Annotated in this window: 13 protein-coding genes; 3 read left to right on the plus strand and 10 right to left on the minus strand. The window is 50.9% G+C overall.

Annotated elements, in window-relative coordinates; all coding sequences use genetic code 11:
- Window positions 1-304: 304 nt before the first annotated feature.
- The 4 genes from AC0V6Z_RS14485 to AC0V6Z_RS14500 all read right to left on the minus strand — a co-directional run bounded on the left by AC0V6Z_RS14485 (window position 305) and on the right by AC0V6Z_RS14500 (window position 3,255).
- Window positions 305-541: a helix-turn-helix transcriptional regulator gene (locus AC0V6Z_RS14485; RefSeq protein WP_472640928.1), complete on the minus strand. Its 237-nt coding sequence runs from the start codon at window positions 539-541 to the stop codon at window positions 305-307.
- Window positions 542-812: 271 nt separating this feature from the next.
- A complete protein-coding gene (locus AC0V6Z_RS14490; protein WP_472639126.1) occupies window positions 813-1,310 on the minus strand; it encodes a RusA family crossover junction endodeoxyribonuclease in 498 nt (165 codons plus the stop codon).
- A gap of 152 nt (window positions 1,311-1,462) precedes the next feature.
- Window positions 1,463-1,588 (minus strand): hypothetical protein, encoded by a 126-nt coding sequence (locus tag AC0V6Z_RS14495; RefSeq protein ID WP_472639127.1) that lies wholly within the window; start codon window positions 1,586-1,588, stop codon window positions 1,463-1,465.
- 1,439 nt (window positions 1,589-3,027) lie between these two features.
- The gene (locus tag AC0V6Z_RS14500; RefSeq protein ID WP_472639128.1) at window positions 3,028-3,255 is read right to left on the minus strand and encodes a hypothetical protein; all 228 of its coding nucleotides are present in this window, start codon (window positions 3,253-3,255) and stop codon (window positions 3,028-3,030) included.
- A gap of 184 nt (window positions 3,256-3,439) precedes the next feature.
- On the opposite strand from AC0V6Z_RS14500, the gene AC0V6Z_RS14505 reads away from it, so the two are divergent.
- Window positions 3,440-4,600: a hypothetical protein gene (locus tag AC0V6Z_RS14505; protein WP_472639129.1), complete on the plus strand. Its 1,161-nt coding sequence runs from the start codon at window positions 3,440-3,442 to the stop codon at window positions 4,598-4,600.
- 37 nt (window positions 4,601-4,637) lie between these two features.
- On the opposite strand, the gene AC0V6Z_RS14510 is transcribed toward AC0V6Z_RS14505, so the two are convergent.
- The 4 genes from AC0V6Z_RS14510 to AC0V6Z_RS14525 form a co-directional block, all read right to left on the minus strand.
- Entirely contained in the window at window positions 4,638-5,585 is a 948-nt protein-coding gene (locus AC0V6Z_RS14510; protein ID WP_472639130.1) for a tyrosine-type recombinase/integrase, read from the minus strand.
- 76 nt (window positions 5,586-5,661) lie between these two features.
- Complete coding sequence (locus tag AC0V6Z_RS14515) at window positions 5,662-5,967, minus strand: hypothetical protein (protein ID WP_472639131.1); 306 nt, start codon at window positions 5,965-5,967, stop codon at window positions 5,662-5,664.
- A gap of 317 nt (window positions 5,968-6,284) precedes the next feature.
- A complete protein-coding gene (locus tag AC0V6Z_RS14520; RefSeq protein ID WP_472639132.1) occupies window positions 6,285-7,292 on the minus strand; it encodes a hypothetical protein in 1,008 nt (335 codons plus the stop codon).
- Between the two features lie 348 nt (window positions 7,293-7,640).
- Window positions 7,641-7,925 carry a hypothetical protein gene (locus AC0V6Z_RS14525; protein WP_472639133.1) on the minus strand — a complete coding sequence of 95 codons (285 nt, stop codon included), beginning with the start codon at window positions 7,923-7,925 and terminating at the stop codon, window positions 7,641-7,643.
- A 129-nt stretch (window positions 7,926-8,054) separates the two neighbouring features.
- On the opposite strand from AC0V6Z_RS14525, the gene AC0V6Z_RS14530 reads away from it, so the two are divergent.
- Window positions 8,055-8,600: a hypothetical protein gene (locus AC0V6Z_RS14530; RefSeq protein WP_486176501.1), complete on the plus strand. Its 546-nt coding sequence runs from the start codon at window positions 8,055-8,057 to the stop codon at window positions 8,598-8,600.
- A gap of 358 nt (window positions 8,601-8,958) precedes the next feature.
- On the opposite strand, the gene AC0V6Z_RS14535 is transcribed toward AC0V6Z_RS14530, so the two are convergent.
- Together AC0V6Z_RS14535 and AC0V6Z_RS14540 are read right to left on the minus strand one after the other, a co-directional pair.
- A complete protein-coding gene (locus AC0V6Z_RS14535) occupies window positions 8,959-9,870 on the minus strand; it encodes a hypothetical protein (RefSeq protein WP_472639135.1) in 912 nt (303 codons plus the stop codon).
- 195 nt (window positions 9,871-10,065) lie between these two features.
- Window positions 10,066-10,620: a hypothetical protein gene (locus tag AC0V6Z_RS14540; protein WP_472639136.1), complete on the minus strand. Its 555-nt coding sequence runs from the start codon at window positions 10,618-10,620 to the stop codon at window positions 10,066-10,068.
- A gap of 572 nt (window positions 10,621-11,192) precedes the next feature.
- Here AC0V6Z_RS14540 and AC0V6Z_RS14545 point away from each other — a divergent pair.
- Complete coding sequence (locus tag AC0V6Z_RS14545) at window positions 11,193-13,859, plus strand: AAA family ATPase (RefSeq protein ID WP_486176502.1); 2,667 nt, start codon at window positions 11,193-11,195, stop codon at window positions 13,857-13,859.
- Window positions 13,860-14,304 lie beyond the last annotated feature (445 nt).

Below are 14,304 nucleotides of genomic sequence, written 5' to 3' on the forward strand. Positions count from 1 at the left end.
AAACAACACACTAAAGGCCTGCAAAACAAGAGGGCCATGTGGAAAAAGCCCAGACTCACTCTATAAACCTAAAGAAAAAAGTAAGGGTAAAACCCAAAGGTCTTTACGAAAAAGATCACTGGCATCCAGTGAATTGGCTAATGCCAGCAATTGGTTCGTGACCAGCCAGTCTGCTTTTCCATTCTCAAGGACTAGAGGCAGACAATTCGCTCACGCCCCATCTTTAGACATCAAGTAAATAAGAAGCGGTGACGAGGACTTTGAACCAACAAAGCTCTCCATCCGGTTGAGGTACGTCCGCAGGCTAGTCCGCGCCGCCGTTGGCAACGCCATTCACCCAGTCGCCAACTTCAGCTTCCACGCAGACAGAGCATCTTGGCCCTAGCGACCGAGGTTGCGGGAATTCACCATGCTTAATGCGATCATAGATTGCGGTGCGTCTGAGACCGACCCGGTTCATGACTTCAGGCAACTTGATGAGCCTCGGTGATTTCTTAGCCATAATAATCCCTCGCATTTCTAAGCGCGAGACAAATGCCATCTTCAACGTCTTCCAGATGGTTCCACTCAATGAGAAGCGCTAGTCCGGCTTGTGTGTATTCAAGGATGTTGAGAGCGCGCTTTGCGTTGATTGCTATCCCCAAATTTAGAAGGGGGAAGTCCAACTCCTATGGAAGCCCATATCACTGCTGCCCGGGAAATGCCTTTCGCGTCGGCGAAGGCGTCGAGCTCCTTTATAAATTCTTCCGGTAGCGCAACGCCACCGCCTACTAATTTTTTAAGCATCCACACAGCGGGTTTGTTGGAACGGATCATTTGCTCGTAAAATCGTTGAGTGAAATTGCGTCTTCGACCGCGAACTTACCCTCATACTCTGGAACCATAACAGTCGAAAAGTCTTGGAGGTGCGAAGGAGCGACCCAGATAAACACAAACTCTTTAGGGTGCTCCCCCATTAGTTTCAAGACATCAAGATGTTGTATCTTTCTATCATCAAACCCCAAAGCACGTGAGAACGCATCCATCAAAGCCTTCGTCATGTTATCAAGGTCGCTATTCCTACGCTTCGTTAAGAGCACATAAGTTAGGGCAATGCATAGATGGTTTAGCCTTTCGAGCTTCAATTCTCGTGAAACGAACCATTTCTCAATTGCCATTTGAAACGCCGCCCATTTGGTTTTGTCCAAACTTTGCCTGGATTTTGGACCAATCCTGACAGGTATGACATAAACTGGGAACTGTGCATCCGTCTCCAAGAGTCCGGAACAAGTATGGCAACCGCGCTGGGCAATGCTCGATGCCTTTGACATCAAATTTAACTGCAAGAGCGCTTGGGGGGACGGGAATCGGCGAAAAGCGATGTCGCCATTCTCGACCTGAAAATACCACCACTTTCGAACAAAATCGCCGTATCTTCCGACCAGTCGCTTGGATCAAACTCTAAGCCAGACTGGTCCTGAAACTACTCGACAACCCAGGTACGAAGCTCCGCGCCAAGCAATTGATCTGCAGGAACGACAGCCTGCAATTCAGGAGGGAACACCTCGAAAGAGAGCGGAACCCAATTGAGTTCGAAATCAAACGCCATCAACTGATTCCAAAAAACTTGGTAGCGGAGGAGGGACTTGAACCCCCGACACGCGGATTATGATTCCAACGGAAACGGCTGGTAGACGCGTCTACGTAGACGTATAGGGTTAGAAATACTGATTGCGCCTCCGAGGTCCGGCAACGGGACTTCGGTTTGATATTAGAAACTATGGGTCAGCGTAAGCGAAGGTGCGAAGAAAATTCGGTCGCTTTCGGCAGTAGGATCGTTCGACCACACCCGCTGGTATTGGACCCCGACCTCCAATGAAGGTCCATCCAACAACTCGCTTAAATCGACCCCTAGAGTTAAACGGAGCCTTTGATCTTCCCTATCATCGCCACTCGGCAACGGTCGGTCAGTATAGAATTTGAGGTCTCCGCGAGCCTCCCCAAAGACTCTAGTCCCACCCCAAATCGGCTGACTCACCAGCTTGGCCCGAACACTGGGGATTAGCTGTTCGCGTTGGTCGGAAGTTGACCAAACTTTCTGCACTTCCCCTCGAAATTCGGTGTAGACCCCTCGTTGAGGCCGCTGGGTGCCTGTCATAACAGTGCGGACATCGCGAAACCGCATTCCAACGGTAATAGTGTGATCGTCGCTTGTCCGTGCGTCGACAAAACCAGAGTAAACCCTCGTAAATTGGTAACTAGCGTACGGTCGCCACTCGTCAGGCACGGTTGAGCTGCTCAACCCTGCTGACCGACGGGCAACTTCTCGGAACGGCACATACCGGTCGCCGATGGTCGCCTTTAGATACAGCGAGCTTTCCTCATCATTGTCGTCCAACAGCTGCGGAGCTGATGTTACACCGACGGTAATTGCCAAATCAGTGAGACCACTCCGCCCTTTTCTCTCGACGGTAAAGGAACCGTCAATACCGCTATTGTCGACAGGATCTAGTTCGGTAGACAGTGGTAGAGATGTACCTACCTTCGGAGAGATATTGACTGAAAATTCACTAGTCCAGTCGTCCTCCGATGTTTCCTCAGCGAGCGCCATCGTAGATGAACAAAACAAGGCCGGTGTAGCTACGAGCCTTACTAGCTTTCGTCCATGAAGGGTCAATTTCCGCTCCTAAAGAATGGTGAATTCAAATTGGCTGGTGTCTTTTTCCAGTGGGAGCCATCAACTGCATGACAGGTCGCGTCTCTTGGCACGAGAAGTCCATCGTTAGGAAGCGTGCAGTTAGATGGATGGGTATCCCGGACTCGCTAATCCGTTAGTTCTCACCCTTAGCAAGAATTGTGTGCGAAACCTCTAGATCATCAGGTTCTAGATCAAACTTCTTCAAGATTGATGAGTGCAACTCGGATCGATACGCATCTTTGCGAGCCTCAAAAAAAGCCTTGTCGTACCACATTACTCCAAACTTGATGCTTAAGCCCTTCACCAAAACTTTCTGCCAATCATAGGGATCACTTGTTCTAGCAATGATCTCAGCATCGGTCACAGAAGCGAGCTGAGCGGTCGGATTCTTCGATTACTCGAAGCATGCTTTGTAGATGTTCATCACTACTAAGCTCGACGATCACCTGGGTCGAAGCATAGCGAGGCAATTCCGGCGACCGGCGCGACGCTTCGCCAGGCATCACAACAGTGTAGCCGTCCTCATCTTTGTAATCAGCTGATGTAATTACACCCAACGGATCAAAATATTCCTGCATACTCACCCCCCTTTTTCACATCTGTCGATTATTTAACTATTCAATAAAATTCAATACCGCAATAAATTTATGATCTGATGGACTATTAATATGATTCTAGATTTTCAAGGATAGTTAGCAAATGATACTTCGCTCTTCACACTGTTGCAGAACCTGTGGTCAAAAGCATACGCTTCGTTTGGGCATGGGTCAGGAGACGAAGCACGTGTATCGCTTCCCTTGCGTCAATTGTGGCGAAGAAATGTCAGTCACTATGCACGTAGACTACGAAAAGGTCGCGGCATGGATCGAAGAAGCCGATAACGCGGAACCCGTCACCGAGGATACTGATTGCGAGATCGTAAATCTTCACGCAAACTTCGTGATCCCAGAAACAGAGCGTCATGAAGATGCTGCGTTCCCGCACTTCGAAGCCATGGGAAAGATGATTGCCAAGAGCGAAAAAGCCGGAAGTTTCGTTCTGGCAAGTGACGCAATTGCTCGCCAAAATGAACGCCCCTATCGTCGGCCAGACTTCGATGCTGAATGGAAAATTCTCAAGAAAGCATGGTCACTTCATCGTCGCAACAAGGACAAGTTATCGAAGCGATTGATCGATGAAGCGACAAAGGAGTTTTACGCGAATGATGCGTTGAACGATATCGCCGATTGGGTCTGGAGATTTGCGCTATTTTCAACTGGCATCGAGTACGAGCCGAAGCTCAAAGCCGCAATGGACCTAATCGCGGAACCACTAAAGAACGGTGATCTCAAAGGTGTTTTGACTGATTTGGAGAAGTCGGCTTCAATTCGCGGCGAGCAATATCATTCGATCATCCGAGATTATTTCTCATCTTGGACCGAGTTTTCTCAGGTCCATTTCTCGGTCGCGGGTGGGGTCGACGTCACTGGGCTCTCAGCGCAGACGGCCAACTTTGCCTCAGTGCAAATGTATTATGGCAACGCGTTCGAGATATTTGCGTCGATGATCGATATTCTGACAATGATAAACAATGCCCTTTCCGGTAGAGCTTACGACCAGCTCCAGAATATCACGCTCGATCAGTATCGCAGCAGTGACAAGGGTAAGCGGTTCGACGCGCCATCGCAGAACAAAGTCTTTGCAGACCTCTGCGCGGAACGGGACAATCAGCTTCGCAACGCATCTCATCACCGAGAGCTTAAGTATGATGAAAAGGGTGCAGTCGTGCGTTTCAATCTTGGCAAAGGTGCTACTGGAGAAACGCGCGAGCTCACCTACGCCGAATATCTAGCGAAGTGCTCTCGCATGCATCAACAGATAATTGTGCTTCTTCGTTTGCATTTGCTCGTTGCCCAAGTTGGGCGAGTTTCTTTCCCAATCTAGCGACTGACCATGCATACCTTCGTCCGCGATCAAGAAATCAAGCTGCCAACAACCCTCTTTCCATCTCGCCCATAAGGTCCACGTCTTTCGCAGGATCATGAAACAGATGCCCATAGACATCATACGTCATGGTGATGGATGAATGTCCCAGCATGGTCTGTATCTTCTTAGGCGACCATCCTTGCTCAATGAACAGCGATGCAGCAGCGTGGCGCAAAGCATGTAGCGAGAAGCGAGGCTTGCCGTCTCCGTCAACGATACCGCACTTCACCATCAGCGGCGCGAATATACGGTTGTAGATATTCGAATGCGTCTCGACGTTTCCGACCCCGTTGGGGAACACCAAGCCTTGCTCACCAGCAGGACATGCAAGCTTCCACTCTTTCAGCACAGATGCCAATTGAGGCCCCATTGGGATTTCTCGCCGCCCTGCCCTGCTCTTTGTGTTTCCCATGTCGCAGTAACGATCTGCGCGTTGGTTGACGGTGATGATACTGCGCTCGAAGTCGAGTGCTCCCCAAGTCAGCCCTCTTAGCTCTGACATACGCATGCCAGTGAACAGGGCGGTCATGATAAGCGGCTGGTGACGCGTCGGTGCATTAGCAATCAACGCCTTGATTTCATCCTTGGTCGGGAACACGCGCTCTGGCTCGTGTCGATCAGAACGACGCAGTTTCACATCACGAGCGACGTTGTGTTTCACCAGACCGCGTTCTTGAGCTTCACTGATGATCGAGCGCAGCGTGGTGAGACACTTCTTGGCCATCGCACGACTGCTGTCTGCAAGCATGCTATCGAGGAATTCACGCACGTCTGGCGCACTTAGCTCCTTGAGCAGCAGATGCCCCATCTTCGGTTCAATATGGTTGCGAACATGCCCCCGATATGAGTGCATAGTGGCGCGTTCGAGCTGTTCGATTTCGCAGCGACGAAGCCAGATTTGTGCAGCTTCGGCGATAGTGACGTTAGTACTTTCAATTCTCATTCTTTGTCTCCGTAGTGGATTGATTTATCCCACTATTCTAGGAGACGCGGATCGCCCCGTCGGGCTAAAAATGGTCCTATCGGCTAGTTTTCTTAGCCTCGTCGATCTTCTTCTGGCGGACATAGACGTCCTTCATGAGTTCACCCAGCGCTTGGAAGTTTGCACCGATAAACAGCATACGCTCCGCATAGCTAGCGCGCTTCCAATGGTACGAAAGCTTGTCCGCTGGTGACTTGGGCTGCTTCGCACGATAGCCAGCTTCTTGCGTCGCTACGTACATTTTGATCTCGCCGCTCTCTACTCGGTCGAGTAACTCACGGTGGCCGTCCTTCTTCAACCTTGCAGCAAAGTAGGCATTATCGCGTTTACGTGACGTTGGCATTCTGGGTTCCTTTCGTCGAAATTATAGACGCGTCTACGTTGCACGCCGTTCGCTTGTGTTCTGAATGCATCTCGAAAATTCGCTCCTCTTTATTGAGCTTCAGAACGCCGAAGATTTCCCGCGTTGAAGAACTCAAAAAAATTGAAACAAAACTGAACACCGTTCGCGGTGTTTCGCCCTTCGCCGTAGGCGAAGGGTAATAAGATATATGCAATCGAAGCCCCGGAGGGGGATTTAGAATTTATAGAATATATGACTCATACATCTACGCATAACAGTCAAAGTAGTGTCTGAATGCGAGGGTTAGGTAGGGTCAATCAGGTAGAGTCAAAATCTAGGTCCGCATCTGGGTCAAACGGCTGCCAAATGCGTCCGTAGACCCCTTTTTCGGTCTCAATTGCTCGCTCAATGTCTCGCTTCAACCTGCTCTTCAGGTTTGCATATGACTGCCCCGGCGCGAGATCGCTGTCGATCAACCATCTAGCCAAGCTTCCCGGCTTGACTGGCAAGTCCTGAAAACCAAAGAGCTCCGCATAGTACCATGCGTAAGCGGTCAGATCGCAGCCTTGATCTTTGAGCGTTGAGATTTCTCGCGGTGTACCTGCAACTTGTCGAACCGCTCGAAGCTGAGCTGCACGCTTCAGGCATTCGTCCCAAGCTGCTTTCACAAATTTCTTTGTAGGTGGTTCGTGATTTGCCTTCAGTTCCTTGCGCTCCGCTTCCCGCCGCTTCCGCATCTTCAACATCTGCTTCTCATTCTTGCGGCGTTTCGTTTCCGCAATCTGGTCAGCGACGGCGTTATCGTTCGAATTCTCAAACCTGCCACGGTTGATGATCGCATGTCTTACATTTTGCCAAAGATATCCAAATGGGTCGCCAACGAATTGCCTCGAACGAACTTTCTGTGGGTGATGGGGAAAAGGGTCGTTCATGACTTCGTCGACCTCTGTTTTCCAAGCTTGCATTGCAGCGAGAATATCTGGGTCGGACTTCAGACGCTCCGCAACAAGCATCTTGCAGCTGTGTCTGGTTGACACTGGGCAGCGGTCGCAGCGGGTTTCTGATTTAACCTCTTTCCCATAGAAGTTGGAGGTTTCACCATCAGGGCGTTCATGCCGGAAGCGAAATTCGATACGCCCAAAGCACAACTTTGATGTCAACAAGGGCATATCGAGTACGTTGCCTTTCCCGTCAGTTTTTACGTCAGACCATTCGACCTCGATGACGTTTTGATTGTTGAATTCAAATTTGGGCTTCGCGCCGCCGAAGTTGTTCACTTCTGCGCGGTATTCCCAGTCGCAGTCAGGTTTCAGTTCAATTTGCATCGTTAGTTCCAATAAGTTGTTCGTCAGCGGTCAGCGCAATGCAGCTGAAATCACTGAGAATGTGTGTTGAATTAGGGCTGGAGCTCGGCTGGTGCGTATCGACAGTGATGGAGTGCTTGAGCGCAGATTGATTGACTGCCGAGGCCAAGAACTTTCACTTATTCACTTGGTCTTGCGAAAAGACCCAGATTTCTGCCATTTCGGCTTGATTTGAAGCTTACTGGGCAGGTTGACATGTAAACGCTTGTTTCAATGCAAACAGAGAAGTCTTAGGGGCTGAGTACTGCATCGAATAGGATGGCTCCGATCTGCCGGTGTTCGGGAATTCAGAGCCATCCAGAGCCGTGGTCACGCTGCCTTCTTATGGTCGCCAAAGCGTTCCAGCAGGAGTGCCTCAAAGTAGCCTGCAGAAAAGCAAACGTGCTTGAGCACAGCTTCGTCGAGCAAATGCCCCATCTTTGCAGCGCAAGAATGACAAATTGCGGTGATGGCAATGAGTGCCTCTTCGTCAACATCATTGTCGGGCATGTGCCCAAGGCACCAATCGTCCCAATCTTCGTCTGTTGCGAATGGGTGAAGGCTAAGAAATGCGCGGCGCGCGCCATCGTACGGGTTTCCGGTAATATAGTTCATCAATTTTACTCCTTGTCGATGTTCGCTGAACCGCGAACTGATTGGAGCACCCCATAGAAAGCATGTTTCAAACGCTGTCACGATGGCAAAGTGTTGCAAAATGTGTCCGCGCTAGTAACCTACAAAGACATGGTTGTTGACGTTAAAAAGCAGCGCGCTCGTTGGAAGCGGAACAAAACCGCTGAGCGCGAGCGAAAGAGAGCGGAGAAATCTGCGGCAAAGCCAATCGATCCTGATTTCGAAAAGAGCGTCTGGGCTGAGCGCGACAAACGCTTACGAAACTTCCCATGGAATTTGCCTCGATTGCCTGACGGACGTTCGCATCATCGGCGAATGTTCCCGGAGACCTACGCACTTGTCTGTGACGTTTGGGCCATGGAACTACTGCTGCAACATCAAGGCGGCTCCAAAAAGGTCTCTGACGGCAGTATTGCTAACGAACTTTGGAAGGCGGGAAGGCGGCACAGCGTGGCGAAATCCTCACTACGGACCAAAGTATGGCGCACACGTCGTGTCGTCAGATATCTTGAGGATACACCGTCCAGAGATGGCAAAGGCCGTTACTGGCCCAAGTTTCCTGATAGTGTTGCGGAACATGGCTCGTGGCTGAAGCAACACACTGACGACTTGTTCCGACTTCTGAAGCTTGAAGGACACTTTCCACCGGATCAGTGAGGGCCAAGCCAATGAACAACATTGCCGCCAAATGGTAATACGCTCGGAGCTTTACCCGATCTGGTAATACGGTTCGCGACAAGCTGTTTCACCACAATACGCGTTAGGCACACATAGAAGTCTTGGGGGCAACCCTTGCCGAAACGCAGGCGCCGTGCGTTTTACTCTGTGCATGTGCTGAGAGGCGCTTAGGATCGACCTCAGGTGTAATCTAGGTCCTCAAGCTAGAAGCCCAAGGAACGGCTGGTCACGTTCATTTGGTTGGTTTCAAACTGGCGGAGTTTCTACCCTGCTTGCCACGAATTTCTGCCCTGAGCTGACGCTTCGTTAAAGACCAACAAATCAGACCTCTACCTCTTCAGACAGTCGTCCGGTCAAACCCAAAAATCTTAAGGCTTTTGGCTCTCATCAGCTTGGCAAGGTTACCGTTGGGTTTGTCGTGTTGCTCTCGTGCTAGCCCTGCTAGATTGTCGACGAACAATTCGCGTTGCATTTCGGCTGTTGGATCAGGCACCCCAATCACGGTAGCGCGCTTATCGGTTGCTTTCTCAAGCAGTGATTTGAACAGCGTGGCTTTGTAGTAGTCTTCACCACCCTGCTCGTTGGGAAGGCGATCAGACAGGACATCTAGCTTTACTTTTTCACCATTTATCTCATCGAGCTGAGCGAGGAAAGAAGCGCACGCCTCGGTCAGCCAACCCAGAATGAACAGATCATCTTGCAGCACCTCGAAAGGCGGCAGCGGCACACCATCAACCTTGTATCCGCCGAGAAGGATTCTCGGTTTCCCTTTTTTGTTCAGACTTGATGGCGTGGGGAGCGGTCCACTTAGCTGTTCAAACACCAGTTTTCCGTGTGTAGCGATAAGCCGCTCGCTGGCGCGATTTACGCCGCAAATGATCTGCGCGCCGTCGACAACATTATGCGCATGAAAAATGAACTTTTCACGATATCCCTTTGATCCAGACGACCACTTCTTTAATGGCAACGGATCGTCCACGAAGTTGCTACCGACGAGATCGAAAGACTTCGGTGAATTTAACCCAACCAACATTCCCATCGAAAGTACTGCATTTGGGTCCCCGGATAGCTGTTCAGTTGGTGATACATCGACAGCTACTGCGTATTTCTTGGTAAGGTTTGTCATGACTGTACTATGTAGAAGATTGATCGTGATGTCATTTAGACTGATCGAAAACAGGTTGATCGTCTGTCCCACAATCACTTCTGGTCGTTGCTTGTCTCTGTCGAACCGACCAAAATCAAACATTGAAATTGTTGCATGCATGCGACCTTGTCTCGAACTGGTAATATGGTTCGCGACAAGCTGTTTAACGACAATACGCCACAGAAGCTTTAGGAAGCTCATAGGGGTTGTTGGCAGCAAAGCGCAGTATGATTGCATTTGGGACAACTAACGCACTGAGGGGCGCTTAAAATCGCCCTCAGGTTCAATCGAGTCATGCTAAGGCATGCTTTCATACTGACGACGCAAAATCTCTGCTTCAGCGCACGTTGAGCCGTATTGCTTGCAAGCAAATTCCATAGTCTCAACGTTCCTACGCATGCCATCTAAGATTGCTGGATCAGTACTGCGCCCAATTGCTGGAACGTCTGGTCCTTGTTCTCCAGAACCGCTGGCTCTAACTGCTGCAATTGCTTCAGCAGCAGCTTCTTCAGCTGCTCTCAAGCCATCGTCCTCATTCGACGGCTGGTCGTCATATCGGTCTAACAATTCTCGCGTTGCAGCGTTGCTAGCTCTTCTACCAATGCTAAGCGCAGCCTCAGCCGCTTCTTCATAATAGCGCGCCTTGTCGAAGTCGCCGTTCATGCGCGCTTCCTCATGTAAACGGTAAGCGCTTCTGGCGTCTTCGAGCGCATTCTCAGCGTCTATATCGTTGTCTCCGGTGGGAACCCTCACCAACCCGTTGTGGGTGGTTGGCTGCGGGTCATGTAGGACAGCATAAGACCCTCCGGCGAGTGCCACTGCTCCAATTGCCCAGTAAATTTTTGATTTCATGTTTTCGCCTCTCAAGTTCGAATTGAAGAGGCAAGCCCGGTCGAAGCCGGGTGTTCAAAACCCTGCGTCACCACAAGGCGCCGCCGCCTTTAGGCGAACCTTGGACATACGCGACGGCCACCCGGACACAGAAACTGTGACCGGCGGTGACGTTTTTGAGGTTTTGAAGGCCTCACGCTCAGAATTGGCTGAGCGCGGGGTTGTGATAGGAGACGCTTGATCTGACCGCAACAGATTGCGCGGCCAGAGATGAATATGGTGGATAGAAAGCAATTGGGTCGGCTTCAGAACGTTCGCCAATTGGTAGTGAGTCGCTCATTTTTCAGCATGCAGTCCTTTGGCCGCTGTGTCACAGATCGGATGGGCATTCAAAAAACTTCACAAGGAGTGGCCTGAGTTGAGCACTTAGGCTCTGCTATTCGCTTGTCGCTGCATTTGGCTGTTGCAGCAATAAAAGAAGGGGGCGCCCTATGATTAATCAGCCAGCCAACGAATAATTTATTCTAAATGATAGTTATGATGTAAGCAGCACCAGCTGTTGGTGAGGTACTTATTGATGATAAGGGGGATAAATGGGCAAACTTTTGGAGTGGTCGGAGAATAAGCCTGATTGGGTCAAAGATGCTCTCCAGCGCGTCGGTTGTAACCCGCAAGTCAGCGAAGAGAGCATTGATGCGGTCACGAACCGTGTTTCTATCGCTCATGGCTTGACGGTTGAAGGCGATCACCCTTGCCTCACATTCGATGAAGCAAGTCTTATCGACGTGGATGCCGTCCCAGATGATGTCGTACTATGTTCAGTCGGCCCGCTCCAAGGGCTCGATAGGCTGGTAGCGGATCAGGTGCTCGAGTTCGCGAACAACGGAGTTACCGTCATCTTTGGTGATAATGGAGCTGGGAAGAGCGGTTATACTCGCGCTATACGACAGCTCACGCGAGTGCGCGAAGCCGCAGTACTTGAAGGGAATGTTTTCGATCCCGGCCCCAAACCTCAGAAGACTGTCACCTATAGCTACCGCAAGGGCCAAGGAGAGAAAACATCAGAAGTTTGGCAAGACGGAGAGCCAAAGCCTTCGTCTTTGGCAGGCATCACCCTTTTAGATTCGGACAACCTGCGGGTTTATGTCAGCGGCAGAAACGACATCCTTTACATGCCGCCTGAGGCGGCATGTGTAGGACGACTTGCCGAACTCTATCAGGCCGTGGCAGGGCGCTTCCGAGCCGCGATCGACACTACCACACAACAGTGTTCGACGCCGTTCGGCGGCAGCCTCAAAGCTGGCACAAGCGCTGCGGCGCTTGTTGCCAGACTGAGTCTCAATACAACCGAAGCTCAATTGCCAAACGAAGAGGAAATGCGCCAAAGCGCTAGCTGGACTGCAGAGCACCAAGCGGAGCTGGAAGCTTTGCGACAAGAATTATCTCATGGACCCGCCATGCAAGCGGCAGCAAGCGATCGTATAGCACAAGCATGCGCTAATGTTGCCGCTGCGCTCGAAGCAAATGAGTCGGCATTATTAGATGATGTCATGGGCGGCGACGCATCGCTTCTCAAAACTAAAAGTGCGACGCGCCAAGCGGCAGACGCTCTAATTGCGGAGCAAATTGGATCACAGCCGATCGGTGCAACTGGCTCAGACGCGTGGCAAAATCTATTCCGCATGGCGCGGCAATTTGCTGCAGAAGCCGGAGTCCGATCCGTTGAAGAACCTTTCATATCGGGGGACCCTTGTCCGCTTTGCCAGCAGGCGCTCGATGAAGATGCTGCCGCGCGGATGTCTTCGTTCGACAGCTATATCAAAGGTGCGGCAATGGATCAGGCGCAAACGGCAGAGAACGCTGTAGCGCAACGTCTTCAAACTCTTCGCGGATTATCATTCAAAAGTTCCGAGGAAGTCGGCGCGCTTCTGGCCGAGGCAGCGGCACAAGACACCAACGCAAAAGCGCTCGTCTCAGAGGCGATAGCCTTTAACGATGCTCTGCGAACACGCCGTGATGGGCGTGTTGAGCAAATCGAGGCAGCGACGATTGGAGACGTTCCTGCGCTGCCTATCAACCCAGTGGAACGTATGAAGGCATGGTCTATGCAGCTTCGCGAGTACGCCAACCAATTGCGCAACACTGATGACCGTACTGCGGTCGCATCGGCAAGGGTTTCCGAGCTGGAAAGTAGGCAACAGCTGAGCAGTCAAATCGAAGAGGCTGTTGTTCGTCGAAATCAGTTAGCCAGCATTCATCTCTGGAAGAAATGCGAGGACGCGCTTGGTACTCGTACCTTGTCGCTACTGATGAGTTCGTTGAGGAAAGAATTGACTTCGCCAGCACTAGAGGCACGGATAAAGGAGGAGATCGCAAATTTTGGAATGGAACATGTGCCGCTCCGCTTCACCGATGCGACTGACCATGGCACCAGCGTCTTCGAGGTTGGATTGGACACGGACCAAGCGGCGAAGAAAGCGCGCATCTTGAGCGAAGGCGAACAGCGTGCTCTTAGCCTAGCCTGCTTCATGGCCGAAACTCATGTCGCCGAGCGAAAATCAGGTATCATCCTAGATGATCCAGTAACCAGTCTTGACCATATGCGAATTCGCAAGGTCGCTCGGCGTCTAGTCGATGAAGCGGCCAAAGGGCGGCAGATCATCATTTTCACCCACAATCTGGTTTTCTACAACGAATTGATGCTGGCCTGTACGGATCGAACAGAACCGGTGCCAGCCCTCCCTTGCTTGATCGAACAAGGCGGCACTGGAGAGTTCGGAGTGGTTACTGTCGACAGCGCGCCATGGGTCGCTCGGAAGGTCAAAGAGCGGGAACAAACCCTCAAAACGTTGCTAGATCAGATGCCCGACGAGGCCCCTTCGACAAGCGACAAGTATCGGCGAGCTTGCACAAGCTTTTACTCTGCTCTGAGAGAGACATGGGAAAGAGCTGTAGAGGAAATCGTGCTTAACGATGTCGTCAGACGGTTCGGCTCAAATGTCGGCACACTGCGTCTTGGCGGTGTCGATGTAACTGACGAGGACTACTCCGTCATCTATCGAGCTATGACGCGAGCATCAGAACATTCCGGTCATGACCAGGCTGCAGCGAAGCAAATCGAGATGCCCACAAAGGAACAGATGCAAGCTGAGTTGAACGAGCTGGCAGCGTTTCGAGCGAAGAAAGTTAAAGCGAACAAAGTTGCAGAAGCCCGAAGAAAAGAAGCAGCTACGAAACCACCCAAGGCGGAGGTTGGCTAGCGTTCACGAAGAAAGTAAGTGAACGATCATTGTCAAACCTAGTATCTAAAACCACAAATCCAGAAGCGGTACACGCAAATGTTTGCTACCGAGAGCTAAGCTTTCGGATCGCTACGGCTTAAACTAGGGCGCTAAGCAGCCATCGAGCGCCAAAAAATCACTAAGATTGATGGCGGAGATTGATTTGCCACAATCTAAGTGGATGGCACAAATACGCTCTTTCGCCAGTGTCCGCTGTGCCTCGCAGGACACAAGAAAAGCGGCAATATCATCAAGCCGGTATTTTATCTTTTAAAATCAGATATTTGGTAGCGGAGGAGGGACTTGAACCCCCGACACGCGGATTATGATTTCTCGGCTTTTCCAACAATTTCAGACCCTTCCGCTGTAAACCTTCCCCAGACCAGCCCCTTACATCTCAATGACTTACCCGTAGTGAGTAAAC

The organism is Erythrobacter sp. SN6-5, from assembly GCF_057364945.1.